The organism is Pseudomonas izuensis, assembly GCF_009861505.1.
In the GTDB taxonomy this organism is placed as follows: domain Bacteria; phylum Pseudomonadota; class Gammaproteobacteria; order Pseudomonadales; family Pseudomonadaceae; genus Aquipseudomonas; species Aquipseudomonas izuensis.
Map to the genome: position 1 here is coordinate 97,337 of NZ_WTFT01000028.1, position 25,848 is coordinate 123,184.

The window sequence follows — 25,848 nt, forward strand, 5'->3', positions numbered from 1 at the left end:
GCTTAGCCCGCCACCACCTGCGCGGACGGCTTGGCCACCGAGCACAGGCGAATGGAGTCAGCGAGGATTTCGATTGCCTTGGGCCGCGGGAAACTCGCGCGCCAGGCGATGGCCACGGTGCGATAGGGCGTGGGTGCCGACAGCGGCCGGACTTCGATCACGCCGGGCGCATAGTGATGGCTGTCGACCGCCGACAGCGGCAGGATCGAAATGCCGAGGCCGGACGCGACCATGTGGCGGATGGTTTCCAGTGAGCTGGATTCCACCGTGGTGTGCTTGGCGCCGTCGTTGCCTTTGGTCAGGGTCGGGCAGGCTTCCAGCACCTGATCGCGGAAGCAGTGGCCTTCGCCGAGCAGCAGCAGGCTCTTGTCGTTGAGCAGGTTGGCGTCGATGGAGTCTTTTTGCGTCCACGGGTGCTGGGCCGGCATCAGGACGTAGAACGGCTCGTCGTAGAGTTGCAGGGTCAGCACGTCGGCTTCATTGAAGGGCAGGGCGATGATGATCGCGTCGAGTTCGCCGTTGCGCAGTTTGTCGCGCAGCACATGGGTGAAGTTTTCTTCGATGTACAACGGCATCTGCGGGGCGACCCGGTGCAGTTGCGGAATCAGGTGTGGAAACAGGTACGGGCCGACGGTGTAGATCGCGCCGACTTTCAGCGGTGCAGTCAGCTGGTTCTTGCCAGCCTGGGCCAGTTCGCGAATGCCCTGGGCCTGCTCCAGGACTTTTTGCGCCTGGGCCACAATGCCTTCGCCGACCGGAGTCAGGCGCACGGCGCTTTTGCTGCGCTCGAAAATCAGCACACCGAGTTCGTCTTCAAGCTTTTTCACGCCCACCGACAGGGTTGGCTGGCTGACGTGGCAACGCTCGGCCGCGTGGCCGAAGTGCTGCTCTTGGGCGAGGGTAACGATGTAGCGTAATTCTGTGAGGGTCATAGCAAAGCGTCCATGAAGATGCGAGCCAAGCATACCGGCTGCAATCGATAGACGCACGTTATCAGAAGGTATGTGTCGGGTGACACCGGGCAATGTGGGTTTGCCGCTGGCAGATATGCGAAAGGCACCTTTCGGTGCCTTCCTGAAATCCTGTAGCCGCCACAGAACCTGTAGGAGCAAAGCTTGCTCGCGATGAAGCCATAACACTCACCATTTTCGGTGACTGATATACCGCTATCGCGAGCAAGCTTTGCTCCTACAAGAGATAGTGGTGTTGCTTAACGTCGGTGTTTGTCTATGGAGTAGACAAAAGGTGCAACGATTTCGATGGAGCCGTTGGTGAGCATGTGCGCCGGTGGTTTTGGCAGCGGCTGGGCGCGGCGGATCATGTCCAGGGTGGCCCGGTCCAGATCGGCAGTGCCTGAGGCGCCCACCAGCTCGAATGACAAGACGTTACCGTCGGCATCCACCACGAAACGCAGGCGGTTCATGCCTTCCTTGCCCCGTGCCTGTGCACTGGCCGGGTACTTTTTGTACTTCTGCAGGTGCGCGAGCAGGGTGCCTTCCCAGCTGGCCTTGGCGGCGACTTGGGCGGCAGAGGGGCCAGGCGCAGGCGCGGCGGATTTTTCGGTTGGCGCTGGCGTCGGCGGTGCTTCGCTCGGCTTGGCCTCGGACGGTTTCTCCTTCGGCGGCTCGGGCTTTTTCTCCACAGGCTTGGGCGGTTGAGGCTTGGGCTTGGGTTTGACCGGTTTCGGAACGGCGATCTCGGCCTTCGGCGCTTCGGCGAGTTTCGGTATCGGCAGTTCTTCTACCGGAGTCGGCGGCTGCGGTGGTGTGACGACCTTTGGCGGTGCAGGCGGTGGCGGGGCAGGAACCGGTGCCAGCTCGACCATCATTGCCTGGGGCGGCAATTGGATGGGCGGGCGGGCCGTCCAGTTCACGGCCAGCGCGATGGCCAGCGCGTGAACACCCAGCACCACGGCCAGGCTACCGCTGTAACGCGTCAGCTTATGGCGCGTCGTGATCATTTCTTGACTGCCGACTCGAGACCGACCAGACCCACCTTCAGGTAACCGGCCGAGCGCAGGTTGTCCATCACGCTCATCAGGTCGCCGTAATCCACGCCTTTATCGGCCTGGAAGAAGATCGTCGTGTCTTTCTTGCCCTGGGTCTTGGCGTCGAGCGTGGCGCCGAGTGCTTCGGCTTTCACTTCGTCTTCGCCCAGGAACAGGCGTTGGTCAGCCTTGACGCTGAGGAACACCGGCTTTTCTGGCCGCGGCGCCGGTTTGGCGGTGGACGCAGGCAGGTCGACCTTGATGTCCACGGTGGCCAGCGGAGCCGCCACCATGAAGATGATCAACAGCACCAGCATCACGTCGATGAACGGCGTGACGTTGATTTCGTGGTTTTCGGACAGATCGTCGTCTGCCCCTTCTTTCAAATGCAGGCCCATGGCCGATTACCCCACTTTCACCATGTGCGGTTGCGAGCTGCGCTCAGGCTGGTGATCGAGGTCGCGGCTGACCAGCAGCAGGACTTGGGCCGACGCGTCGGACACCTGCGCCTTGTAACCGGCGATGGAGCGGGCAAACACGTTGTAGATCACCACCGCAGGAATCGCCGCGACCAGACCCAGTGCGGTCGCCAGCAGGGCTTCAGCGATGCCGGGGGCCACGACGGCGAGGTTGGTGGTCTGGGTTTTGGCAATGCCGATGAAGCTGTTCATGATGCCCCATACGGTACCGAACAGGCCGACGAACGGCGCGGTGGAACCGATGGTGGCAAGCACGCCGGTGCCGCTGCTCATGTTGCGACCGCAGGCGGCCACCAGGCGCTCAAGGCGGAAGCTGACGCGTTCCTTGATGCCTTCTTTTTCGCGGCTGTTGACCGACAGGCGCATCTCTTCGAGAGCGTCGTGCACCAGCAAGTTGGCGAGTGTGCCTTCCTTCGCCGCGGTGACGCTGGCTTCTTTGAGGGAGGCGGACTTTTTCAGGTTGGCGATTTCACCGCGCAGGCGACGCTTGGCGCCCATCAGCTCGAAGCCTTTGGCAATCCAGATGGTCCAGGTGATGATCGATGCGATCGCCAGGCCGATCATCACGATTTTCACGATGATGTCGGCATTCTTGTACATGCCCCACGGCGAAAGGTCGTGCGCCATGCCCAGGCTGTTGTCGGCTTCGAGGACTTCAGGAACGTCTGCGCCGAGGCCTTCCTGAGCAGGTGCTGCCTGGGCCGGGGCGGTCGCTGCCGGAGCGGTGTGGTCAGCTGCAACCGGTGCGGTGGCGGCCGGGGTGGCAGGCGCTTGGGCGTCAGCGAACGCCGCGGTTGGTGCCAGCATCAAGCTGAGCAACAAGGCGGCCACCGCGCTCCAGGCGCGACGTCGTTTGGTTGGCGAAGCGGAGAGTTGATTACGTGTCATGCTGGGCCGGACCTGAGAGAAAAAAACGATTGATATGTTCTTCCAGGCCTCGAAGCCCGAGAACAAAAGTGGGGCGCATTATTGCAAGTAATTCTTGTTAACAAAAGTAATAGAGTCTCTTTTTTTCCTGTATTGCTAGCCGCTCGTCCATTGCCAGCGCTAGTCTGTCCGTTTCCAAGGGGAGTTTTCTGATGTCCGCGCCTTCTGTTTTGATCGCCGGTTGTGGCGATGTCGGCAGCCGCCTGGCCACGCAATTATTGGCTGCGGGGTGGGAGGTTCATGGCCTGCGGCGCGATGTTTCGCGCCTGCCCGAAGGCGTGATTGGCGTGGCTGGCGACTTGTTCAGCAAAGACTGTCCAGAGACCTGGCCAATCGGTGCCGTGGATTACCTGGTGTATTGCGCGGCCGCCTCCGATCACGACGAAGCCGGTTACCGCGCAGCCTATATCCAGGGTCTGCAGCATGTGCTGGAGTGGCTGGACGACTATGGGCAGGTGCCCGACCGCCTGCTGTTCGTTTCCAGCAGCAGTGTTTACGGTCAGCAAGAGGGGGAGTGGGTCGACGAGACTTCGCCGGCCGTGGCGACTGGCTACTCAGGGCGTGTGATGCTCGAAGCCGAACAGATTGCCCTGAAGAGCGGCATCCCGGCGAGCGTTGTGCGGTTGACCGGCCTCTACGGGCCCGGTCGCGAGCGGTTGTTGACTCAGGTGCGCCAGGGTTACCGCGTGGCGGTCGATCCACCGTTGTACGCCAACCGGATTCATGCCGACGACGCGGCAGGCTTGATGGCGTGCCTGCTTGAGGCGGATCGGCGTGGCGTGGCGCTGGACGACATCTATATTGGCGTCGATGACGCGCCGGCAGCACTGGCGGATGTGGTGGGCTGGTTGCGTGAGTATCTGGGTGTGACTGAGTGGGCAGACGACGCCAGCGTGCGCCGCACGGGGAGCAAGCGTTGCAGCAATGCGCGGGTAAAGGCGTTGGGTTGGGTGCCTAAGTATCCGAGCTTCCGCGAAGGCTATGCGGCGATCCTTGAAGGACGCTGCTGACTTTGTAGGAGCGAGCCTGCTCGCGATGAGGCCATAACATTCAACATCATCGTTGACTGTTACACCGCCATCGCGAGCAGGCTCGCTCCCACATGGGATCTTCTTTGCAGTTAGATCCGGGTTACTGCTTTTCCAGCAACCACTTGCGATCACCCGGTGTGAACTGTGGCATTTCATCCGCCAAAGCGGTATTCACGACCTGGAAGATTTCCAGCTCCTTGCCTTTGCGCGCAAAGATCCATGGATTTCCTTGTCCGTTGAGTTGCAGCCACATGTTGTCGTTGCCACCGCTCATCGAGGCACAGTCACCCGCCAGACACAGGGCATAACGGTCGGTGCCCGGCAAACCGGTCACCTGGCCATCGGCCTGGAACTGCACGGTATTGCCCTCGCCGGGGCCGCTGATGACTTTCCAGCTACCGCCCATGTAGGCCGAGTACAGCGCACGTTCGAAACTGGCGCCGATCGGTGCGCCATCCGGTACCGGGATCAATGCGCGATCGAAGACCTGGGCGGGCTCGTTTTCGCTCGCAGCCTGGTTCAATTGTTTGCCAGCGCGTTTCAGCTCACTGCCGGAACTGCCGTAAAAGTCGATTTTCCAGGCTCCGGACTCTTCGCCCAGCAACTTGCCGTCGACATTTTCAAAACCATTGGTGTAACGGGCCTGACCGGCCTTGGTGTTGACGTCCCACTCCAGGTTCGGGCCATAGGCCTGGAGCGCTTCACGCAGGGGGACGCCCTTGGAGGCAGCATCGATCGCCACCTGATTGATCCAGGTGCCGCTGATATCTCGGTCGGCAGGGTTGCTGGCACAACCGCCCAAAAGCAGGGCGAGCAGCGAGAGAGCAAGCGCTTTGCGCATGGTGGAATCCTTTCAAGCTTTCTTTACAGCAGAGCAGTCGGCGCAGCCCTAGGCTGCGCCGGACACATTACTCGATGACCAGGATGGCATCCATTTCAACCTGCGAACCCTTTGGCAGGGCCGCTACGCCGATGGCGGCGCGGGCTGGGTAAGGCTGGTCGAAGTACTTGCCCATGATCTCGTTGACCTTGGCGAAGTGGCTCAGGTCGGTGAGGAAGATGTTCAGTTTGACGATGTCCTTGAACGAACCACCGGCGGCTTCAGCCACGGCTTTGAGGTTCTCGAAGACCTGGACGGTCTGGGCTTCGAAGCCTTCGACCAGTTCCATGGTTTTTGGGTCCAGAGGAATCTGACCCGACATGTAAACGGTGTTGCCAGCCTTGATCGCCTGGGAGTAAGTACCGATGGCGGCCGGGGCCTTGTCGCTGGTGATAACAGTCTTGGTCATGGATGACTCCTTGTAATTGATGGGGGCTACGCGCGCATGCGGGTGATGCGGATCACCCCGGTCAGGGCGCGCAGTTTCTTGATCACGCGGGCCAGGTGCACGCGGTCGTGCACGCTGACCACCAGTTGGACCACGCTGATGCGACCATCGCGTTCGTCCATGCTGATTTTTTCGATATTGCCATCGGCCGCGTTGACGCTGCTGGCCAGCAGGGCGATCAGGCCGCGCTGGTGTTCCAGCTCGACGCGCAGTTCGACATTGAATTCGCCGGTGACATCCTTGGCCCACGAGAGCTGGATGCATTTTTCCGGGTTGTGGCGGATTTCGCTGATGTTGCGGCAGTTGTCCAGGTGCACGACCATGCCTTTGCCCGCGGACAGGTGGCCGACAATCGGGTCGCCCGGGATCGGTGTGCAGCACTTCGCGTAGCTGAGCACCAGGCCTTCGGTGCCGCGAATCGCCAGCGGACCTTCCGGGCTCGGCAGCTGTTCGCCTTCGCCGAGCAACCGGCGCGCCACCACATAGGCCATGCGATTACCCAGGCCGATGTCTTCCAGCAAGTCTTCGATCAGCTCCAGGCGATACTCGGTGAGCATGGCCTTGACGCGCTCGAGTGGAATTTTTTCCAGCGAGCTGTCGAAACCATTGAGGACTTTGTTCAGCAGGCGTTCGCCCAGGCTGATGGACTCGGAGCGGCGTTGCAGTTTCAACGCGTGGCGAATGTGCGTACGGGCCTTGCCGGTAACCACGAAGTTGAGCCAGGCCGGGTTCGGCCGTGCGCCGGGGGCGCTGACGATCTCGACCGTGGAACCGCTTTGCAGAGGTTCGGACAGCGGCGCGAGACGACGATTGATCCGGCAGGCAATGCAGCTATTGCCCACGTCGGTGTGCACCGCGTAAGCGAAGTCGACCGCCGTGGAGCCTTTGGGCAGCTCCATGATCCGGCCTTTGGGCGTGAACACATAGACCTCGTCCGGGAACAGGTCGATCTTCACGCTTTCGATGAATTCCAGCGAGTTGCCGGCGCGTTGCTGCATCTCCAACACGCCTTTGACCCATTGGCGGGCGCGGGCGTGGGTGCCTTTTGGCTGCTCGTCGCCGCTGGATTTGTACAGCCAGTGGGCGGCGATGCCGTTGTTGGCCATCTCTTCCATTTCACGGGTGCGGATCTGGATCTCGATCGGAACACCGTGCATGCCGAACAGCGTGGTGTGCAGCGACTGATAGCCGTTGGCCTTGGGGATCGCGATGTAATCCTTGAAGCGCCCCGGCAACGGTTTGTACAAATTGTGAACAGCACCCAGCACGCGGTAGCAGGTATCGACCTTGTCGACGATGATCCGGAACGCATAGACGTCCATGATCTCGTTGAAGGCCCGACGCTTGCCGCGCATTTTCTTGTAGATGCCGTAGAGGTGTTTCTGACGACCGCTGACCTCGCCCTGGATGCCATCGATAGCCAGGCAGTGGCTGAGGGACTCTTCGATCTTGTTGACGATTTCCTTGCGGTTGCCCCGGGCGCGTTTGACGGCCTGGTAGATCCGCGCGGAACGCATCGGGTGCATGGCCTTGAAGCCGAGGTCTTCGAATTCTATGCGGATCGCGTGCATGCCCAGCCGGTTGGCGATGGGTGCATAGATTTCCAGGGTTTCCTTGGCGATGCGCCGACGCTTTTCGCCGGACAGCACTTCCAGCGTGCGCATGTTGTGCAGGCGGTCAGCCAGCTTGACCAGGATCACGCGAATGTCGCGGGCCATGGCCATGGCCATTTTCTGGAAGTTTTCAGCCTGGGCTTCGGCCTTGGTCTCGAAGTTCATCTGGGTCAGTTTGCTGACCCCGTCGACCAGTTCGGCCACGGTTTCGCCGAACTGCGCTTGCAGCGCTTCCTTGGCAATACCGGTGTCTTCGATCACGTCATGCAGCATGGCTGCCATCAGGCTCTGATGGTCCATGTGCATGTCGGCAAGAATATTCGCCACCGCAAGAGGGTGCGTGACGTACGCCTCACCGCTACGGCGACGTTGGCCGTCGTGAGCTTGTTCGGCGTAGAAATACGCTCGGCGGACCAGATTGACCTGGTCCTTGCCGAGGTAGGCCGATAAGCGATCGGCGAGGGCGTCTATGCTCGGCATGATGTCTCCTGCCACAAGCTTTGTTCCCGCGCCGTGCTACGTCGACCAGGCATAGGCTTAGACGGCCTCGTTGGACTCGTCCTCGAATGCAGCAAAAAGCGGTTCATCTTCAACGATTTCGGCTTCGGCGATAGCTGCGTAGTCGATCAGGCCTTCAGCGATTTCACGCAGGGCGACGACGGTAGGCTTGTCGTTTTCCCATGCTACTTTCGGCTCTTTGCCGCCGGTGGCCAGTTGACGGGCACGCTTGGTAGAGAGCATGACCAGCTCAAAGCGGTTATCCACGTGTTCTAGGCAGTCTTCAACGGTTACGCGGGCCATGGTCTTCCTCGTAGCAAATGCAATATGCGCGCTGCCCGGATGGGCGAGCGGACTCAACAGTTTAAAAAATCACCAGCGATTAGGGAAGCGCTGATTTTTTGACCAAGCCCTTCAACGCGCTGCAAGTGCCAATGTAAAGCCCTTGCAACGGTTTTGGGAAGAGCTGATTAACCGAGCAATTCAGCCAGCAATTTGCCGAAACGCACCTGTTGGCGCTTCTGTTGCAGCTGATTGGCGCGGAAAATCGCCTTCAGGTCGTGCAGGGCGTGGGCGAAGTCATCGTTGATGATCAGGTAGTCGTAGTCGACGTAGTGGCTCATTTCGCTGACGGCTTCACGCATGCGGCCGTCGATGATCTCGTCACTGTCCTGGCCGCGGTTGGTCAGGCGTTGGTGCAGGGCCTGGAGCGACGGCGGCAGAATGAAAATCGAGCGTGCCTGCGGCATCAGCTTGCGCACTTGCTCGGCGCCTTGCCAGTCGATTTCAAGGATCAGGTCGTGACCTTCGTCCAGTGTCTGCTGCAGGCGGCTTTGCGAGGTGCCGTAAAAGTTGCCAAAGACTTCGGCGCGTTCGAGGAAGTCGCCGTGCTCGCCCATCTTCACGAACTCTTCGCGGGTCACGAAGTGATAGTTCACGCCGTCCACTTCACCGGGGCGCATGGCGCGGGTGGTGTGGGAGACCGAAACGCGGATCTCCGGATCGGCGTCGGTCAGGGCCTTGACCAGGCTGCTCTTGCCCGCGCCCGATGGCGCGGAAATGATGTACAGGGTGCCAGTGCTGTGGGTCATGTCGGGTATGCCTTACTCAATATTCTGCACTTGTTCGCGCATTTGCTCGATCAACACCTTGAGGTTGACCGCCGCTTGTGTGCTGCGCGGGTCGAAGGCTTTGGAGCCCAGTGTGTTGGCTTCGCGATTGAGTTCCTGCATCAGGAAGTCCAGGCGCCGACCGGCAGCGCCGCCGGACTTGAGCACCCGACGTACTTCGATGATGTGAGTGCTCAGGCGATCCAGTTCTTCGGCGACGTCGCTTTTTTGCGCGAGCATGACCATTTCCTGCTCCAGGCGCTGCGGATCCATCTCGGCCTTCATGTCGGCAAAGCGATCGAGCACTTTCTGGCGCTGGGTGGCGAGCATCTGCGGTACCAGTTCGCGCAGGGTCACCACGTCTTCTTCAATCGACGTCAGGCGATCGTCGATCAACCGCGCCAGCTCCGCGCCTTCGCGCTCGCGACCGGCCTTGAGCTCCTTCAGGCCTTGGTTGAACAGCGCCAGTGCTTCGGCGTTCAAGGCTTGCGGATCAGTCGCGTCGCCCACCAGCACGCCGGGCCAGGCCAGGACTTCGAGCGGGTTCAGCGCTGCCGGATTTTTGATCAGGCTGGCGACAGTCTCGGCCGCCGCGACCAGTTGTGCGGCGCGTGCCTGGTCCACTTGCAGCGGTTTGCCGGTGTTTTCTTCGGTGAAGCGCAGGGTGCATTCGAGCTTGCCCCGGGACACGCCCTGGCGCAGCGCCTCGCGCACAGCGCCTTCGAGGTCGCGAAAGGACTCCGGCAAACGCAGGTGGGGTTCCAGGTAGCGGCTGTTGACCGAGCGCAGTTCCCAGCTCAGGGTGCCCTGGACGCCGGCTTTCTCGACGCGGGCGAAGGCGGTCATGCTGTGCACCATGGAGGTACCTCGCAATGCAGATCGGCCCGGAACGGACATTCCGGCAACCCGATATCAATGAATTTAAGCCGACTGGCAGCAAAGGCGCAGGATTGTAGCGCAGTGGCGTGGGTGCGCCCAAACACACGGTGTGACAAAGGGCTGCAGACCGTCGGCGACGGGCTGTTCAGAGCCCTCGGTCGTCGGAGGATTTTTTTAGAAGTGCCCAGGCGCGGCTGGCAGCTCTATAATGCTCCGCAGTTTTCCGTCCCCGTACAGGTATCCCTTATGAAACGTCCAAGTGGTCGCGCTGCCGATCAGCTCCGCTCGATCCGCATTACCCGCAACTACACCAAACACGCCGAGGGATCTGTACTGGTCGAGTTCGGTGATACCAAGGTCATCTGCACCGTCAGCGTCGAAAACGGCGTGCCGCGCTTCCTCAAGGGGCAGGGTCAGGGTTGGTTGACCGCTGAGTACGGCATGCTCCCGCGCGCCACCGGCGAGCGCAACCAGCGCGAAGCGAGCCGCGGCAAGCAGGGCGGTCGTACCCTGGAAATCCAGCGCCTGATCGGCCGTTCCCTGCGCGCTGCGCTGGACATGTCCAAGCTGGGCGACGTCACCCTGTACGTCGATTGCGACGTGATCCAGGCCGACGGCGGCACTCGTACCGCGTCCATCACCGGTGCCATGGTCGCTTTGGTCGATGCCCTGAAAGTGATCAAAAAGCGCGGTGGCCTGAAAGGTGGCGACCCGCTGAAACAAATGATCGGCGCCGTTTCGGTCGGCATGTACCAGGGTGAGCCGGTACTCGACCTCGACTACCTGGAAGACTCGGCTGCCGAGACTGACCTGAACGTGGTAATGACCAGCACTGGCGGCTTCATCGAAGTCCAGGGTACTGCAGAAGGCGCGCCGTTCCAGCCTGAAGAGCTGAACGCCATGCTGGAACTGGCGAAGAAAGGCATGAACGAAATCTTCGATCTGCAAAAGGCTGCACTGGCTGACTGATCGGATTGCCACGGACAAGGAGGACGCCATGAGTGACGAGCAACAGCTGCTTCCCGCCCCAAGCAAAGAGGTTCGGCAGTGGGCGATGTTTTGTCACTTGTCCGCCTTGCTGGGGATCTGGATTCCGTTCGGCACGCTGATCGGCCCTTTGATTCTGTGGCAGATGAAGCGCGAGATGGACCCGTTCATCGATGCTCAAGGCAAGGAAGCGCTGAACTTCCAGATCACCGTCGCCATTGCGTCTGCGATCTGCTTCCTGCTGATGGTGGTGATTATCGGGTTCTTCCTGTTTGGCTTGATTGCCATCGGCGCGCTGGTCTTGACCATCATCGCGGGTGTGAAAGCCAATGAGGGTTTCCCTTACCGTTATCCGTTCACCTGGCGATTGATCAAATAGTGACCACGGTCCTGTAGGAGCAAAGCTTGCTCGCGATCCAGGCGCCGCGGTTCATCAGATACACCGCGTCATCGTTCATCGCGAGCAAGCTTTGCTCCTACAGAAAACAGGCGTCCACAAAAAAGCCGACATTGCTGTCGGCTTTTTTGTATCTGACGCTTAGATGGTCAGCGTCCAGTCGTAGTCCACGATCAGCGGTGCGTGTTGCGAGAACCGCGGCTGACGTGGCAAGCGTGCGCTGCGTACGAAGCGGCGCAGGCCCGGAGTCAGCAGCTGATAGTCGAAGCGCCAGCCCAGGTTGAGCATTTCGGCCTGTTCGTTGTCCGGCCACCAGCTGTACTGATCGCCTTCGCGGCTGACTTCACGCAGGGCATCGACGTAACCCATGTTGCCGACAATCTCGTCCATCCAGGCGCGTTCAGGCGCCAGGAAGCCCGGGGATTGCTGGCTGTCGCGCCAGTTCTTGATGTCCAGCTTCTGTTGCGCCACATACAGCGAGCCACAATAAATGTACTCGCGGCGTTTGCGCCGTTGCTTGTCCAGGTACTTGGCGAAATCGTCCATGAGCTTGAACTTCTGGTTCAAGTCTTCATCGCCGTTCATACCCGATGGAAGCAACAGGGTTGCAATACTGACTTTGTCGAAATCGGCTTGCAGGTAGCGCCCGTAGCGGTCGGCCGTCTCGAAACCGAGACCGCTGATGACAGCCTTCGGTTGCAACCGCGAATACAAAGCCACGCCGCCTTGGGCAGGGACTTCAGCATCGCAGGCATAAAGGAAGTAGCCATCCAGTTGGAAGGCTGGGTCATCCAGTTCAAAGGCGGAGGCACGGGTGTCCTGCAGGCAGATGACGTCGGCATTCTGTGCTTGCAGCCAACTGAGCAAACCTCGCTCGACTGCAGCCTGAATACCATTGACGTTCACACTGATGATCCGCATAAATGGCCCCAAAAATCGCGTGCGTGTATGATACACGGCGTCAAGCTAATTAGCTAAATCCGTGGTATTTGGGGTTTTTTTCATGCAAGCGTATCAGCGCGATTTCATTCGTTTTGCCATCGATCGCGGCGTTTTGCGCTTCGGTGAGTTCACCCTGAAGTCCGGGCGCACCAGTCCTTACTTCTTCAATGCGGGCCTGTTCAACTCGGGTTCGGCCCTGGCGCAGCTGGGGCGTTTCTACGCCGCAGCCATTGCCGAGAGCGGCATTCCCTTCGATGTTCTGTTCGGTCCGGCCTACAAGGGCATTCCCCTGGCGGCGACCACTGCGGTGGCACTGGCCGAACATCACAACCGTGACCTGCCATGGTGCTTCAACCGCAAGGAAGCCAAGGCTCACGGCGAAGGCGGCAGTCTGGTTGGCGCACCGCTGACTGGCGACGTTTTGATCATCGACGACGTGATCACCGCCGGCACCGCCATCCGTGAAGTGATGCAGATCATCGCTTCCCAGGACGGGGCCAAGGCTGCCGGCGTGTTGATTGCGCTGAACCGTCAGGAGCGTGGCAACGGCGAGTTGTCGGCGATCCAGGAAGTGGAGCGTGACTTCGGTATTCCGGTAATCAGCATCGTTTCGCTGAACCAGGTGCTGGAATTCCTGGCTGACGATCCGCAGCTCAAGCAGCATTTGCCTGCCGTCGAAGCGTACCGCGCCCAATTCGGCGTTTAGCCGCGGACCTGTGGGAGCAAGGCTTGCCCGCGATTGATGCGCCGCGGTGTGTCAGTGGCACCGCGTTATCGTTCATCGCGGGCAAGCCTTGCTCCCACAAGGAACAGCGAACACAAAAAGACCCCGCTCAGCCAGGCTGAGCGGGGTCTTTTTGCATGCGCTTGCGCTTAGTGACGCTTGCGATTGCTGATCAGGGTGCCCACACCGGTGTCGGTGAAGATTTCCAGCAGGATCGCATTCGGCACGCGGCCGTCGATGATCAGCGAGCTACCCACGCCGCCCTGGACCGCTTCCAGCGCGCAACGGATCTTCGGCAGCATGCCGCCGTAGATGGTGCCGTCGGCGATCAGATCGTCGACCTGCTGCGTGCTCAGGCCGGTCAGGACCTTGCCCGACTTGTCCATCAGGCCGGCGATGTTGGTCAGCAGCATCAGCTTCTCGGCCTTCAGCGCTTCAGCCACTTTACCGGCTACCAGGTCAGCGTTGATGTTGTACGACTCGCCGTTTTCGCCAACGCCGATTGGAGCGATCACCGGAATGAAATCGCCTTTGACCAGCAGGTTCAGCAGGTCGGTGTTGATCCCGACCACTTCGCCGACGTGACCGATGTCGATGATTTCCGGCTGGGTCATCTCCGGGGTCTGGCGGGTGACGGTGAGTTTCTTGGCGCGAATCAGCTCGGCGTCTTTACCGGTCAGGCCGATGGCGCTGCCGCCATGACGGTTGATCAGGTTGACGATGTCCTTGTTGACCTGACCGCCGAGGACCATTTCTACCACGTCCATGGTCGCGGCGTCGGTGACGCGCATGCCGTCGACAAAGTGGCTCTCGATCGACAGGCGCTTGAGCAAGTCACCGATTTGCGGACCGCCGCCATGAACCACGACCGGGTTGATGCCGACGGCTTTCATCAGCACGATGTCGCGGGCGAAGCCGGTTTTCAGCTCCTCGCTTTCCATCGCGTTACCGCCGTATTTGATCACCAGCGTCTTGCCGACATAGCGGCGAATGTAAGGCAGCGCTTCGGACAGGACCTTGGCGGTGTTGGCGGCGGCTTCGCGTTCGAGGGTCATTCAGGGCTCCGGGTGAATCAGAACGGTAGTTGGAGATCAGGTGCAACACGCTTCAACTGGACATGGAAGACGTCCTTGATGCGTTGCAATTCAGCCTCGTCATCGGCCTCGAAGCGCAGCACCAGCACCGGTGTGGTGTTGGAGGCGCGAACCAGGCCCCAGCCTTTGGCATAGTCGACTCGCACGCCGTCAATGGTGGTCAGGTCGGCGCCTGTGCCCCACTGCGCGTCGTGCAGTGCATCAATGATGCTGAATTTGCTCTCTTCGGTCACATGGATATTGATTTCCGGCGTAGAAATATCGTTCGGGAAGGTGGCGAACAGCTCTTCCGCGGTGGATTTTTCCTTGCTGAGGATCTCGAGCAACCGCGCGGCGCTGTAAATGCCGTCGTCGAAACCGAACCAGCGCTCCTTGAAAAAGATGTGTCCGCTCATTTCGCCGGCCAACAGGGCGCCGGATTGTTTCATTTTCTTTTTGATTAACGAGTGGCCGGTCTTCCACATTAGCGAGCGGCCGCCGTATTCCTTGATGAGCGGGATCAGGCGACGGGTGCATTTGACGTCGAAGATGATCTCCGCGCCAGGGTTGCGCGCCACGACGTCGCGGGCGAACAGCATCAGCAGGCGGTCCGGGTAGACGATGCTGCCGGTGTTGGTCACCACGCCGACGCGGTCACCGTCGCCGTCGAAGGCCAGGCCGATGTCAGCCTTGGTTTCCTTGACCTTGTTGATCAGGTCCACGAGGTTTTCAGGCTTGCCCGGGTCCGGGTGGTGGTTCGGGAAGTTGCCATCCACTTCGCAGAACAGCGGGATGACTTCGCAGTTCAGCGCTTCGATCAGTTGCGGGGCGATCACGCCGGCCGCGCCGTTGCCGCAGTCGACGACTACTTTCAGGCGGCGGGCCAGTTTGATGTCCTGGACGATTTCGGTGTTATAGCGGTCGAGGATCTCGACCTGGGTGATGCTGCCCTTGCCGCTGCTCAGGTCGTTGTTCTTGAGTCGGTCGTGCAGGGCCTGGATCTGCTCGTTGGCCAGGGTGTCGCCGGCAATGACGATTTTGAAGCCGTTGTAGTTCGACGGGTTGTGGCTGCCGGTGAGCATCACGCCGGATTTGCCGGCGAGCACGTTGGCGGCGTAATACAGCGCAGGCGTTGGCACCAGGCCAACGTCACTGACGTGGCAGCCGCTGTCGGCGATGCCTTTGATCAGTTGCGCGACCAGTTCCGGGCCGGACAAGCGGCCATCGCGACCAACAGACACGTTCGGTTCGCCTTGGGCCAGGCTTTGCGAGCCGACGGCGCGGCCGATCCAGTAAGCGGTTTCAGCGTTCAGGAATTCCGGCACGGTGCCGCGAATGTCATAGGCGCGGAAAATGCTGTCGGGGAACTTGGGTGCGATTTTGGCCGGGGTGTTCATCTGTGGAAATGCTCCATCTCGAAAGTGGCTGGACAGGACGCCGAGTCATTCGACGGCAGGTTCAAACTGAAGGGTATGACGGCGTTTTCCACAGAGAGTTCGTGGTGTGAAAGGGCCATGACGCCCCAGAGGGCAAGGGTTTGGCCAGGTAGCGCCTTGATTTTCGGTGCTGAGCCTTGCAGATGACAATTTGAATTTTGTGGCGGGGGGGGTTGGGGNNAGCTTGCCCCCCCGCCACAAAAGAGCGTGACTGGATCAACGGGTACCGGTATGACCGAAACCGCCAGTGCCGCGCTCGGTTTCAACAAACTCTTCAACCATCTCGAAGTGAGCCTGCACCACCGGCACCAGCACCAGTTGTGCCAGGCGCTCGCCGACCGGCATGGTGAATTCGGTCTGGCCACGGTTCCAGCACGAAACCATCAATGGGCCCTGGTAATCCGAGTCGATCAGGCCGACCAGGTTACCCAGTACGATGCCGTGTTTATGGCCCATTCCCGAACGCGGCAGAATCAGCGCCGCCAGGTTCGGATCACCGATGTAGACCGACAGGCCGGTAGGGATCAGCACGGTTTCACCCGGCTTGATCACGGTGTCCCGTTCCAGCATGGCGCGCAGGTCGAGGCCGGCGGAGCCCGGTGTGGCGTATTGCGGCAGCGGGAATTCGGTACCGATGCGTGGGTCGAGGATCTTGGCTTGCAAAGCGTGCATGTAAATTAAACCTGGTTCAGTCGTTCAGCGATAAAGGTGATCAGCTGGCGAGCAATCTTGCTCTTGCTGGTCTGGGCGAAAAGTGTGGCGTGTAGCTGGCGGTCGATCACGCTGCAGGCGTTTTCTTCGCTGTTGAAGCCAATGCTCGGGTTGGCAACGTCGTTGGCGACGATCAGATCGAGATTCTTGTCTTTCAACTTGCGGGCAGCGTAGTCGAGCAGGTGTTCGGTTTCGGCGGCGAAACCAACACTGAACGGGCGGTCAGGGCGCGTGGCGATGCTGGCCAGGATGTCCGGGTTGCGCACCATTTGTAGCAACAAGCCGTCGCCGTTCGTAGGATCTTTCTTGAGTTTTTGTGGCGCGACGACTTCCGGGCGGTAGTCGGCGACCGCAGCGGAGGCGATGAACAGGTCGCAAGGGATCGCAGCTTCGCAGGCGGCCAGCATGTCGCGGGCACTGACCACGTCAATGCGGGTGACGCGATCCGGAGTCGGCAGGTGCACCGGGCCCGTGATCAGGGTCACGCGGGCGCCGGCCTCAACAGCGGCTTCGGCCAGGGCAAAGCCCATTTTTCCGGAGCTGTGGTTGGTGATGTAGCGCACCGGGTCGATGTTTTCCTGGGTCGGGCCGGCGGTGATCAGCACGTGTTTGCCGGTCAGCGCCTGGCGCTGGAAGCAGTCTGCGGCGAGTTGGGCCAGATCGGTGGCTTCGAGCATGCGACCCAGGCCGACATCGCCGCAGGCCTGGCTGCCTGAGGCCGGTCCGAAAACTTTCAGGTCACGGCTTTCAAGGGTTTGCAGGTTGGCTTGGGTCGCCGGGTCGCGCCACATGGCCTGGTTCATCGCCGGGGCAACCGCGACCACCGCGTCGGTGGCCAGCACCAGCGTGGTCAGCAGGTCGTCGGCAATGCCTTGGGCCAGCCGGGCAATCAGGTCGGCGGTGGCGGGGGCGATCAGCACCAGGTCGGCCCATTTGGCCAGCTCGATGTGGCCCATGGCTGCCTCGGCCGCCGGGTCCAGCAAATCCAGGTGCACAGGGTGCCCGGACAGGGCCTGCATGGTCAGCGGGGTGATGAACTCGGCGCCGCCACGGGTCATGACCACGCGCACTTCGGCGCCCTGGTCCATCAGGCGGCGAACCAGATCGGCGCTCTTGTAGGCAGCAATGCCGCCGCCGACGCCCAGAACAATGCGTTTCCGATACAGCCGCTGCATAGGCCTGCCTTTCAATTCGTGAGTGACATACGTAGCGAAACCCCCTCCCCAGGGTGAATTCGCCCGCAAAAAAGATGGGCTACGATATCACAGCGACCGCTACGGAACAGCGGCGCCCACAGACAGGGAGGTGCTATGAGTATTCGCGATTGGCCGGCGGCGGAGCGGCCGCGGGAAAAGCTTCTTGAGCAGGGACCGGCAAGCCTTTCGGATGCCGAGTTGCTGGCCATTTTTTTACGAACCGGTGTATCCGGCAAAAGCGCGGTGGACCTGGCGCGGCATCTGCTGAGTCGGTTTGGCAGCCTGCGCAATCTGCTGGAAGCGGATTTGCGGGCCTTCAGTGGTGAGCTCGGGCTCGGGCCGGCAAAGTTTGCACAGCTACAGGCGGTGCTGGAGATGGGGCGGCGCCATCTGGCTGAGCGCCTGCGGCACAATTCGGTGTTGGAGAATCCCGTGGCTGTGCGCGACTACTTGAAGTCAATGCTGCGTCATGAGCCGCATGAAGTATTCGGCTGCCTGTTTCTGGATTCGAAGCATCGAGCGTTGGCCTTTGAGTCGCTGTTTCGCGGCTCTATCGACAGCACCAGTGTCTATCCCCGACAAGTGGTCAAGCGTGCTCTGGCGCATAACGCCGCTGCGTTAATCTTGTGTCACAACCACCCGTCGGGTAACTCCACCCCTAGTCAGGCCGATCGATCGCTGACCAAGCGCCTGCAAAAGGCCTTGGAACTAATCGATGTGCGGGTGCTCGATCACTTCATCATCGGTGATGGCGATCCGCTTTCGATGGCTGAGTACGGCTGGATGTGAGGGGTGAGGAACACATAACCCTGTAGGAGCCGGCTTGCTGGCGAATCGTCCTCGAGTCTTGCATTGGTCTTTCGGACGCATTCGCTGGCAAGCCAGCTCCTACAAGTCACTTTCTGGCTATTTGAAGGTCACCTTGGAGTAATCCTGGCGCCCGAACGGACTGACCGAGTAACCCTCGACATCCTTGCGCGTCAGGGCAAAGGCAGTCGGGTGGGCCAGGGGCAGCCACAGGGCCTGTTGCTGGATCTGCGTCTGGGCCTGTTCGTAGAGCTTGGTGCGCACACCTTGCTCGCCGGTGGTCTTGCCGGCGCTGATGAGTTTGTCCAGGTCCGGGTTGCAGTAGCGGGCGAAGTTGGTACCGGACTTGACCGCGGCGCAGGAAAACTGCGGTGTGAGGAAGTTGTCCGGGTCGCCGTTGTCACCGGCCCAGCCCATGAACAGCAGGTCATGTTCACCGGCCTTGGCGCGGCGAATCAGCTCACCCCATTCGATTACACGGATCTCGGCCTGAATGCCGATCTCCGCGAGGTCGGACTGCAGCAGTTGGGCGCCAAGGCTCGGGTTCGGGTTCAGCAGGCTGCCCGAGGGGCGAGTCCAGATCGTGGTTTGAAAGCCATCCTTGAGCCCGGCCTTGGCCATCAATGCCTTGGCTTTCTCCACGTCATGGGGGTAGCCCGGCAGGTTTTTGGCGTAGCTCCAGGTATTGGGCGGGTAGGGGCCGTTGGCAGCCTCGGCGGTGTCTTCGAACACGGCTTTGACGTAATTGGCCTTGTCGAAGGCGAGGTTGATTGCCTGGCGCACTTCAGGCTTGTCCAGCGGTGGATGCTGACTGTTGATGCCGACGAATGCGGTCATGAACGCGTCAGTCTTTTCCACTTTCAGGGTCGGCTCCTTGAGTGCTGCCTGTACGTCCAGCGGCTTGGGCGACAGGGCGATCTGGCATTCATTGCGGCGCAACTTCTGCAGGCGCACGTTGGCGTCCGGGGTGATGGCGAAGATCAGCGGGTCTACCGAAGGCTTGCCACGGAAGTAATCCGGGTTGGCCTTGTAGCGAATGGAGGCGTCTTTCTGGAAGCGCGTGAAAACGAACGGACCGCTGCCAATGGGCTGGCTGTTGAGCTTCTCCGGGGTGCCTGCCTTGAGCAATGTATCGGCATACTCGGCCGAGTAGATCGAGGCGAATCCCATGCTCAGGGTCGCGAGGAAGGTCGAATCCGGATGATCCAGAGTGAAGCGCACGGTCAGCGGGTCGAGAGCGTCGATTTTATTGATCAGTGCTGGCAACTGCATTGATTGCGCATGGGGGAAGCCACTTTGGGCGACCTTGTGCCATGGATTGGCCGGGTCGAGCATGCGGTCGAAGCTGAATTTCACGTCTTCGGCGGTCAACTCACGCGTCGGGCTGAAGTACTCGGTGCGGTGGAATTTGACCTGCGGGTGCAGCTTGAACACATAGGTCAAGCCGTCGGGGCTGACTTCCCAGCTGTCGGCGAGGCTGGCGACCACTTTGCCGCTGGCCGTATCGAAGTCCACCAGGCGGTTCATCAGCACATCGGCCGAGGCGTTGGTGGTGGTCAGCGAGTTGTATTGCACCACGTCGAAACCTTCGGGGCTGGCCTCGGTGCAGACGCTCAAAGCGGCCGCCATGGCCTGTGGGCTCAGCAGAATTGGGGCGAGCAACAGCGGTAAGGCAGCGAGGCGCATGGTCGGATTCCTTTACAGATCGAAGGCCCATCTGCAAGTGCAGTCTGGAAAAAGCCTACCCTAGTGGGCTCCTTTGCAAATGACTATCCCCTTTTTCATTTTGAGAGGACTATAGGCGATTGATTTTGCTGTAGTCGGGTGGAAAACCTTTGGAGTTGCGAGTCGCAAGGATTCTCTGCGACGAGCGGTCGCAATCGCCGACAGCCTTTATCCAAAGCGCTTGAGGCGTGAAAAAACGGGGTTTTCTCCATTCAAGGCACAGCGAATGTTGTTGCTCTCCAGTCTTTCTGGTATAAAGCAGCGCTCTTTTCTAGGGGCCCGGTTCCTTCACTGTAGGTGTAGCCGGTAAGACCTCTAAAGAATCGCGGCGCCTGGCGCCACAATGACTAGAGATTAAGCGGCCAACCCATGCCGGGTTGGGCATGTGGTTTTAGAGGGCTGAGGCATGTCTAGAGTATGTCAAGTTACCGGTAAGGGTCCGGTGACTGGGAATAACATTTCCCACGCAAACAACAAAACCCGTCGTCGTTTCCTGCCGAACCTGCAGCATCACCGCTTCTGGGTTGAAGAAGAGAAACGTTTCGTGCGTCTGCGCGTATCTGCCAAAGGCATGCGTATCATCGACAAGCGCGGCATCACTGCTGTGCTGGCCGAAATTCGCAAAGCCGGCAAGATCTAAGGGAGCTAATCATGCGTGAATTGATTCGTTTGATTTCGAGCGCCGGTACTGGTCACTTCTACACTACCGACAAGAACAAGCGTACTACTCCGGACAAAATCGAGATCAAGAAATATGATCCGGTTGTTCGCAAGCACGTGATCTACAAGGAAGGCAAAATCAAGTAATTGATTTTTCCCGACTTACGAAAAAGGCCCGTATCGCGAGATACGGGCCTTTTTTGTTGCCTGTGGGTTATGCAGCGCCTGTCAGGGCCCCTTCGCGAGCAGGCTCGCTCCTACATTGTCCGAGTTCACACTGACCCCTTGTAGGAGTGAGACTGCTCGGATGAGGCCAGGCCTGACAACACAAATCTTCAGGCCTTCTGTTCAAACGCCACATAGATCTTGCGGCAAGGCTCCAGCACTTCCCAGGTGCCACGAAAACCAGCCGGTATGACAAAACGATCGCCGGCGCGCACAGTCTTGGCGTTACCATCGAGGTCGCGCAATACGGAAACACCCTGCACGATTTCGCAGTATTCGTGCTCGGTGAAATTCACCGTCCAGTGGCCGACGGCCCCTTCCCATACGCCGGCGTTCAATTGGCCACACGGGCTGTTGTAGTGGTTGTAAACCACTTGCTCAGGATCGCCCTTGAGTACTCTGGCCGGGTCCGGGCGATAGCGCTCGGCTGCGGTGGTGGCCTGGCTGAAGTCGACGATTTTCTGGATGCTCATTGTTGTATTCCCCCGTGAATGCGACGCGAGTGGTTGGTTTAGGCAAAGTCTATGTTTATTAAAATGAACATCGCAAGGCCGTTTGCCGGCCTTATGTCAAATATATTGAAACTTCACCTGTCGCTGGTTTAGGGTGGTGGTTGCCTTGGGCCGATAAGCAGGCTGGCCGGGCAGAATTCCTGACAGCGCCCGCGAAGAACGCGGGTGTCGTATTCAATAAGAGGAGGACACTCGAATGACCACCCTGACTCGTGCCGATTGGGAACAAAAGGCTCGCGATCTGAAGATCGAAGGCCGCGCCTACATCAATGGTGAATACACCGATGCCGTCTCGGGCGAGACCTTCGAGTGCATCAGCCCGGTCGATGGCCGTCTGCTGGGTAAGATTGCCAGCTGTGACGCTGCCGATGCCCAGCGCGCCGTGGAAAACGCTCGCGCCACCTTCAATTCCGGCGTCTGGTCGCGCCTGGCGCCGACCAAACGCAAATCCACCATGATCCGCTTCGCCGGCCTGCTCAAACAGCACGCCGAAGAGCTGGCCCTGCTTGAAACCCTGGATATGGGCAAGCCGATCAGCGATTCCCTGTACATCGACGTTCCCGGCGCGGCGCAAGCCCTGAGCTGGAGCGGCGAAGCCATCGACAAGATCTACGACGAAGTCGCTGCTACCCCGCACGATCAACTGGGTCTGGTGACCCGTGAGCCGGTCGGCGTGGTTGGCGCCATCGTCCCATGGAACTTCCCATTGATGATGGCCTGCTGGAAACTCGGCCCGGCGCTGTCGACCGGTAACTCGGTGATTCTCAAGCCATCCGAAAAATCCCCGCTGACCGCCATCCGTATCGCTGAACTGGCTGTCGAAGCCGGCATCCCGAAAGGCGTGCTGAACGTGTTGCCAGGCTACGGTCACACCGTCGGCAAGGCCCTGGCCCTGCACAACGACGTCGACACCCTGGTGTTCACCGGTTCAACCAAGATCGCCAAGCAACTGTTGATCTACTCCGGTGAGTCGAACATGAAACGCGTCTGGCTGGAAGCCGGCGGCAAGAGCCCGAACATCGTGTTCGCCGATGCGCCGGACCTTCAAGCGGCTGCCGAAGCAGCGGCCGGCGCCATCGCGTTCAACCAGGGCGAAGTCTGCACCGCCGGTTCGCGCCTGCTGGTGGAGCGCTCCATCAAGGACAAATTCCTGCCGCTGGTGATCGAGGCCCTGAAGGCCTGGAAGCCGGGTAATCCGCTGGATCCGGCGACCAACGTCGGCGCGCTGGTGGATACCCAGCAGATGAATACCGTGCTGTCCTACATCGAATCCGGTCACAACGACGGCGCCAAACTGGTGGCCGGTGGCAAGCGTACCCTCCAGGAAACCGGTGGCACCTACGTTGAGCCGACGATTTTCGATGGCGTGAGCAACGCGATGAAAATCGCCCAGGAAGAAATTTTTGGCCCGGTTTTGTCGGTCATCGAATTCGATACCGCCGAAGAAGCCGTCGCGATTGCCAACGACACGCCTTACGGCCTCGCCGCGGCGGTGTGGACCACGGACATCTCCAAGGCTCACCTGACCGCCAGGGCGCTGCGTGCCGGTAGCGTCTGGGTCAACCAGTACGATGGCGGCGACATGACGGCACCGTTCGGTGGCTTCAAGCAGTCCGGCAACGGTCGTGACAAGTCGCTGCACGCGTTCGACAAGTACACCGAGCTGAAGGCGACCTGGATCAAGTTGTAAGTCCGTGATGGGGTCCGGTAACAACCCGGACTCCTGAACGACGCAGATCCCTTGTGGGAGCGGGCTTGCCCGCGAAGGCGCCATGACAGTCAACATTGATGTTGGATGTGATGGCCTCTTCGCGGGCAAGCCCGCTCCCACATTTGCTTTGTGTCGCCTGTAAAAATAAATATCCACAGGAGCGTGGAACATGCGTTGGGCGACGTATTTCGCCGTGTTGGCGTCTGTCTTGAGTGTTGGCCTGGCCCTGGGGGTCAGCATGCCGCTGGTGTCGTTTCGCCTGGAAAGCTGGGGTTACGGCTCGTTTGCCATCGGTGTGATGGCGGCGATGCCGGCCATTGGCGTTCTGCTGGGGGCGAAGATCTCCAGTCACCTGGCGGCACGTCTCGGCACCGCCAATCTGATGCGCCTGTGTCTATGGGGCGGGGCGGTGTCCATCGGTTTGCTGGCACTGTTGCCGAGCTACCCGATCTGGCTGGTGCTGCGCTTGATGATCGGGGTGGTTCTGACCCTTGTCTTCATCCTCGGTGAAAGCTGGATCAACCAACTGGTGGTCGAAGAATGGCGCGGGCGGTTGGTGGCGTTATACGGCAGCAGCTACGCGTTGAGTCAGTTGGCCGGGCCGATTTTATTGGGTGTGCTGGGCACTGATCACGATTACGGCTTCTGGGTCGGCGTCGGATTGTTGGTGGCGGCACCGTTCCTGCTACTGGGTCGCAGTGGCGCGCCCAGCAGTGAAGCCTGCAGCGTGACCTTTGGCGACCTGCTGACCTTTTGCCGTGGCCTGCCGGCGATCGCCTGGGCGGTGTCGCTGTTTGCGGCATTCGAGGCGATGATCCTGACGTTGTTGCCGGTGTATTGCCTGCGTCAGGGCTTCACCACGGAAATCGCCCTGGCGATGGTCAGCACCGTGGTGGTGGGCGATGCCTTGCTGCAATTGCCGATCGGGGCGCTGGCGGATCGCATGTCGCGCCGCGCCTTGTTCACCGGTTGCGCGATGGTCTTGCTGGTGTCGAGCCTGGCGATCCCGTTGCTGATTGACACGCTGCTGATCTGGCCGCTGTGGGTACTGTTCGGTGCCAGTGCCGGCGGTTTGTTTACCTTGTCCCTGATCCTGATCGGCGAGCGCTATCGCGACGATGCACTGGTTCGTGCCAATGCGCACATTGCGCAGCTGTGGGGGATCGGTTGCTTGCTCGGGCCGTTGATCGCCGGTGCCGGCAGCCAATGGATCAGCGGGCATGCGTTGCCGTTGCTGATGGCGGCGGGGGCGCTTGGCCTGGTGATTCTGCTGTCGCGCCAAGGGGCGTTCGGTAGGGTTGGCGAACCGGCCTAGAGCATCCGCTCCAGGCCGACGGTATTGCTCAGCCAGGCATTGAAGCGCCGCCACCAACTGCCCGGTTCCCTGGTCAGGGTGTGCATTTTCCCGTCATCTTCGGTGATCCAGACGATGTGGTCATTTTCCAGTCGTACCTGATAACTCAGGGGCGGCGCCATGCCCTCCAATGCCAGCTCGCGGACACGTTTCGCGAGTTCCGGGTTGTCCACCAGCACACCGACTTCGGTGTTCCACAGCGCCGAGCGCGGATCGAAGTTGAACGAGCCGATGAAGGCTTTCTGCTGGTCGAAAACGATCGCCTTGCTGTGCAGGCTGGAATCGGAATCGCCATAGGCGCTGCTGGAAAACAGGCGAGGTGCGCTTCCGCTTGCATCGCCGGGTTGGCGACGCAATTCGAAGAGTTCCACCCCGTGCTCCAGTAATGCCTTGCGATACGGTGCATAACCGCCATGTACTGCCGGTACGTCAGTGGCTTCCAGTGAATTGGTCAGCAGCCGTACCGAGACCCCTGCATCGGCGCGGCCGGTCAGGTACACCAATCCCGGTTGCCCGGGTACGAAGTAGGCTGAAACCATGATCAGCTCTTTGCTGACGCCATTGAGTTCGGGCGCCAATTGGGTGGTCAACAGCAACTGCGGATCGGGGTCGCCCTTGGCCAGTATCTTGCTCGGGGCATCCCAAAGCGCCTGATTCCACGCCCAGACCAGTTCCTTGCGCCAGATGTCCAGGCGCGGTTCGGTTTTGAAGGTCATCAGTTGCTGATAGAGCGCGTGATTCTGCTGGCGATATTGCGCCAGGGACTCTTCCAGCCGGGTCCGGGTGTTTTGCAGGTCTTTAGCGGTCGGTTGGCTGGATACGAACGCATCGATCGGTTTGCTCAGGGCGCTGTTCCAGTACTGGTCGAAACTGTGTCCCAGCTGTTCGGCGACCGGGCCGACGCCGAGGATGTCGATGTCAGTGAAGTTCAGTTTGGGCTCGGCATCGAAGTACTCGTCCCCCAGATTGCGTCCGCCGACAATGGCCATGCTGTTGTCGGCCAGCCACAACTTGTTGTGCATTCGCCGGTGTTGCCGCGACAGGTTGAACAGGCGACCCATGGTGCGTGTGACGCCGGTGCTGCGACCCAGATGCAGGGGGTTGAACACACGAATCTGAATTTGTGGGTGCGCTGCCAGGGTGGCGATGGTGACGTCCAGGCCATCGCTGGTGGTGTCGTCGAGCAATATGCGCACTCGCACGCCGCGGTCGGCAGCCTTGAGCAGTTCCTCCAGCAGCATGCGCGTGCTGATGCCGTCATGGACGATGTAGTACTGCAAGTCGAGGCTGCTTTGGGCGTTGCGAATCAGCTCGGCGCGGGCGGTGAAGGCTTCGGTGCTATCGGATAGCAGGCGAAAGCCCGATTTTCCTTCATGGGGCGCCGCCTGGGCCTGGACCGAGCGGCCGAATGCCGAAGCGCTTGCCGGCAGCGCCTGACTCGGCTCGCGTTGCACATCGAGGCTGGTGCAGCCGCCGAGGAACGAAGCAAGTAACACAAGAGCTAGCAGCGGCTGTCTGACTCTCACTTGGGATCGTT

26 protein-coding genes and 1 pseudogene are annotated in these 25,848 nt (G+C 60.3%); 9 read left to right on the top strand and 18 right to left on the bottom strand.

The genetic code is table 11. The features are described 5' to 3' along the window. Positions 1–2 precede the first annotated feature (2 nt). From GPL81_RS22475 to exbB, 4 genes are all read right to left on the bottom strand, one after another. Positions 3–932, bottom strand: a complete 930-nt coding sequence (locus tag GPL81_RS22475) for a hydrogen peroxide-inducible genes activator (protein ID WP_160108498.1) — start codon at positions 930–932, stop codon at positions 3–5. A gap of 278 nt (positions 933–1,210) precedes the next feature. Then, positions 1,211–1,960 carry an energy transducer TonB family protein gene (locus tag GPL81_RS22480; protein WP_096514224.1) on the bottom strand — a complete coding sequence of 250 codons (750 nt, stop codon included), beginning with the start codon at positions 1,958–1,960 and terminating at the stop codon, positions 1,211–1,213. After that, positions 1,957–2,385 (bottom strand): TonB system transport protein ExbD, encoded by a 429-nt coding sequence (gene exbD / locus GPL81_RS22485; protein WP_008018275.1) that lies wholly within the window; start codon positions 2,383–2,385, stop codon positions 1,957–1,959. Before exbD ends, GPL81_RS22480 begins: the two co-directional genes overlap by 4 nt. A gap of 6 nt (positions 2,386–2,391) precedes the next feature. Beyond that, positions 2,392–3,354, bottom strand: a complete 963-nt coding sequence (gene exbB, locus GPL81_RS22490; protein ID WP_160108499.1) for a tonB-system energizer ExbB — start codon at positions 3,352–3,354, stop codon at positions 2,392–2,394. A 191-nt stretch (positions 3,355–3,545) separates the two neighbouring features. On the opposite strand from exbB, the gene GPL81_RS22495 reads away from it, so the two are divergent. After that, positions 3,546–4,403: an SDR family oxidoreductase gene (locus GPL81_RS22495; protein ID WP_160108500.1), complete on the top strand. Its 858-nt coding sequence runs from the start codon at positions 3,546–3,548 to the stop codon at positions 4,401–4,403. A 121-nt stretch (positions 4,404–4,524) separates the two neighbouring features. Here the strand turns inward: GPL81_RS22495 and GPL81_RS22500 are convergent, their stop codons facing one another. The 6 genes from GPL81_RS22500 to GPL81_RS22525 all read right to left on the bottom strand — a co-directional run bounded on the left by GPL81_RS22500 (position 4,525) and on the right by GPL81_RS22525 (position 9,830). Next, positions 4,525–5,265 carry a hypothetical protein gene (locus GPL81_RS22500; protein WP_160108501.1) on the bottom strand — a complete coding sequence of 247 codons (741 nt, stop codon included), beginning with the start codon at positions 5,263–5,265 and terminating at the stop codon, positions 4,525–4,527. 67 nt (positions 5,266–5,332) lie between these two features. Next, positions 5,333–5,713: a RidA family protein gene (locus tag GPL81_RS22505; protein ID WP_003229509.1), complete on the bottom strand. Its 381-nt coding sequence runs from the start codon at positions 5,711–5,713 to the stop codon at positions 5,333–5,335. A gap of 26 nt (positions 5,714–5,739) precedes the next feature. Next, positions 5,740–7,845, bottom strand: a complete 2,106-nt coding sequence (gene spoT, locus GPL81_RS22510; RefSeq protein WP_160108502.1) for a bifunctional GTP diphosphokinase/guanosine-3',5'-bis pyrophosphate 3'-pyrophosphohydrolase — start codon at positions 7,843–7,845, stop codon at positions 5,740–5,742. Between the two features lie 57 nt (positions 7,846–7,902). Further along, on the bottom strand, positions 7,903–8,166 hold the full coding sequence (gene rpoZ / locus GPL81_RS22515) for a DNA-directed RNA polymerase subunit omega (RefSeq protein ID WP_007921129.1): 264 nt from the start codon (positions 8,164–8,166) through the stop codon (positions 7,903–7,905). 167 nt (positions 8,167–8,333) lie between these two features. Continuing rightward, positions 8,334–8,954, bottom strand: coding sequence for a guanylate kinase (gene gmk / locus GPL81_RS22520; protein ID WP_121104294.1), 621 nt, complete (start codon positions 8,952–8,954; stop codon positions 8,334–8,336). Between the two features lie 12 nt (positions 8,955–8,966). After that, positions 8,967–9,830, bottom strand: coding sequence for a YicC/YloC family endoribonuclease (locus tag GPL81_RS22525; protein WP_096514229.1), 864 nt, complete (start codon positions 9,828–9,830; stop codon positions 8,967–8,969). Positions 9,831–10,097: 267 nt separating this feature from the next. On the opposite strand from GPL81_RS22525, the gene rph reads away from it, so the two are divergent. Both rph and GPL81_RS22535 read left to right on the top strand, forming a co-directional pair. Then, a complete protein-coding gene (gene rph / locus GPL81_RS22530; RefSeq protein ID WP_047535109.1) occupies positions 10,098–10,820 on the top strand; it encodes a ribonuclease PH in 723 nt (240 codons plus the stop codon). Positions 10,821–10,848: 28 nt separating this feature from the next. After that, positions 10,849–11,217 carry a DUF4870 domain-containing protein gene (locus tag GPL81_RS22535; protein WP_096514230.1) on the top strand — a complete coding sequence of 123 codons (369 nt, stop codon included), beginning with the start codon at positions 10,849–10,851 and terminating at the stop codon, positions 11,215–11,217. A gap of 159 nt (positions 11,218–11,376) precedes the next feature. Here the strand turns inward: GPL81_RS22535 and GPL81_RS22540 are convergent, their stop codons facing one another. Next, complete coding sequence (locus GPL81_RS22540; RefSeq protein ID WP_053163881.1) at positions 11,377–12,156, bottom strand: exodeoxyribonuclease III; 780 nt, start codon at positions 12,154–12,156, stop codon at positions 11,377–11,379. An 82-nt stretch (positions 12,157–12,238) separates the two neighbouring features. On the opposite strand from GPL81_RS22540, the gene pyrE reads away from it, so the two are divergent. After that, positions 12,239–12,883, top strand: a complete 645-nt coding sequence (gene pyrE / locus GPL81_RS22545; protein ID WP_011336558.1) for an orotate phosphoribosyltransferase — start codon at positions 12,239–12,241, stop codon at positions 12,881–12,883. 167 nt (positions 12,884–13,050) lie between these two features. On the opposite strand, the gene argB is transcribed toward pyrE, so the two are convergent. The 4 genes and pseudogenes from argB to coaBC all read right to left on the bottom strand — a co-directional run bounded on the left by argB (position 13,051) and on the right by coaBC (position 17,296). Continuing rightward, positions 13,051–13,956: an acetylglutamate kinase gene (gene argB / locus GPL81_RS22550; protein ID WP_110965528.1), complete on the bottom strand. Its 906-nt coding sequence runs from the start codon at positions 13,954–13,956 to the stop codon at positions 13,051–13,053. A 17-nt stretch (positions 13,957–13,973) separates the two neighbouring features. After that, positions 13,974–15,350: pseudogene (locus GPL81_RS22555) on the bottom strand (phosphomannomutase/phosphoglucomutase); the annotation flags it as partial. 276 nt (positions 15,351–15,626) lie between these two features. After that, complete coding sequence (gene dut, locus GPL81_RS22560) at positions 15,627–16,082, bottom strand: dUTP diphosphatase (protein WP_160108504.1); 456 nt, start codon at positions 16,080–16,082, stop codon at positions 15,627–15,629. A gap of 5 nt (positions 16,083–16,087) precedes the next feature. Further along, complete coding sequence (coaBC, locus tag GPL81_RS22565) at positions 16,088–17,296, bottom strand: bifunctional phosphopantothenoylcysteine decarboxylase/phosphopantothenate--cysteine ligase CoaBC (protein WP_121104290.1); 1,209 nt, start codon at positions 17,294–17,296, stop codon at positions 16,088–16,090. 135 nt (positions 17,297–17,431) lie between these two features. Here coaBC and radC point away from each other — a divergent pair, with 135 nt between their 5' ends. Then, positions 17,432–18,106 carry a RadC family protein gene (radC, locus tag GPL81_RS22570; protein ID WP_160108505.1) on the top strand — a complete coding sequence of 225 codons (675 nt, stop codon included), beginning with the start codon at positions 17,432–17,434 and terminating at the stop codon, positions 18,104–18,106. 117 nt (positions 18,107–18,223) lie between these two features. On the opposite strand, the gene GPL81_RS22575 is transcribed toward radC, so the two are convergent. Beyond that, the gene (locus tag GPL81_RS22575; protein ID WP_160108506.1) at positions 18,224–19,810 is read right to left on the bottom strand and encodes an ABC transporter substrate-binding protein; all 1,587 of its coding nucleotides are present in this window, start codon (positions 19,808–19,810) and stop codon (positions 18,224–18,226) included. Positions 19,811–20,255: 445 nt separating this feature from the next. Here GPL81_RS22575 and rpmB point away from each other — a divergent pair, with 445 nt between their 5' ends. Next, a complete protein-coding gene (gene rpmB / locus GPL81_RS22580) occupies positions 20,256–20,489 on the top strand; it encodes a 50S ribosomal protein L28 (protein ID WP_034147715.1) in 234 nt (77 codons plus the stop codon). Between the two features lie 11 nt (positions 20,490–20,500). Beyond that, positions 20,501–20,656 carry a 50S ribosomal protein L33 gene (gene rpmG, locus GPL81_RS22585; RefSeq protein ID WP_003177274.1) on the top strand — a complete coding sequence of 52 codons (156 nt, stop codon included), beginning with the start codon at positions 20,501–20,503 and terminating at the stop codon, positions 20,654–20,656. Between the two features lie 188 nt (positions 20,657–20,844). Here the strand turns inward: rpmG and GPL81_RS22590 are convergent, their stop codons facing one another. Beyond that, positions 20,845–21,207 (bottom strand): cupin domain-containing protein, encoded by a 363-nt coding sequence (locus GPL81_RS22590; protein ID WP_096514236.1) that lies wholly within the window; start codon positions 21,205–21,207, stop codon positions 20,845–20,847. A gap of 235 nt (positions 21,208–21,442) precedes the next feature. On the opposite strand from GPL81_RS22590, the gene GPL81_RS22595 reads away from it, so the two are divergent. Together GPL81_RS22595 and GPL81_RS22600 are read left to right on the top strand one after the other, a co-directional pair. Beyond that, positions 21,443–22,936: an aldehyde dehydrogenase gene (locus tag GPL81_RS22595; RefSeq protein ID WP_160108507.1), complete on the top strand. Its 1,494-nt coding sequence runs from the start codon at positions 21,443–21,445 to the stop codon at positions 22,934–22,936. 190 nt (positions 22,937–23,126) lie between these two features. Next, positions 23,127–24,272: an MFS transporter gene (locus GPL81_RS22600; protein ID WP_160108508.1), complete on the top strand. Its 1,146-nt coding sequence runs from the start codon at positions 23,127–23,129 to the stop codon at positions 24,270–24,272. On the opposite strand, the gene GPL81_RS22605 is transcribed toward GPL81_RS22600, so the two are convergent. After that, on the bottom strand, positions 24,269–25,837 hold the full coding sequence (locus GPL81_RS22605; RefSeq protein ID WP_160108509.1) for a phospholipase D family protein: 1,569 nt from the start codon (positions 25,835–25,837) through the stop codon (positions 24,269–24,271). The two genes, GPL81_RS22600 and GPL81_RS22605, sit on opposite strands and share 4 nt — an antisense overlap. Between the last annotated feature and the right edge of the window lie 11 nt (positions 25,838–25,848).